Source organism: Faecalibacterium sp. DFI.5.82, assembly GCF_029076575.1.
GTDB lineage: Bacteria > Bacillota > Clostridia > Oscillospirales > Ruminococcaceae > Faecalibacterium > Faecalibacterium duncaniae.
Genome location: NZ_JARFIS010000883.1, coordinates 1 through 296, shown reverse-complemented (window position 1 = coordinate 296; position 296 = coordinate 1). Strand labels below are relative to the sequence as shown.

Below are 296 nucleotides of genomic sequence, written 5' to 3'. Positions count from 1 at the left end.
GACGGGCATCCCGGCGGTGAAGATCCGGGAGACCGAGTATGCAAAGCTCGCCAGCCTTGAGACCGAGCTGTAAAAGAAGATCATCGGTCAGGACGATGCCGTGCATCTGGTGGCGCAGGCGGTCAAGCGCAGCCGCGCCGACCTTTCGGGCCGCCGCCGTCCGGCCAGCTTGATCTTTGTGGGCCCCACCGGCGTGGGCAAGACGGAGCTGGTGAAGCAGCTGGCAAACCAGCTCTTTGACGGCCCCGACCCCCTGATCCGGCTGGATATGAGCGAGTATATGGAGAAGTACGCCG

1 pseudogene is annotated in these 296 nt (G+C 63.9%); it reads left to right on the top strand.

The window, feature by feature from the left end:
* Window positions 1-296 (top strand): annotated as a pseudogene (locus P0G09_RS19345) (AAA family ATPase); the annotation flags it as partial.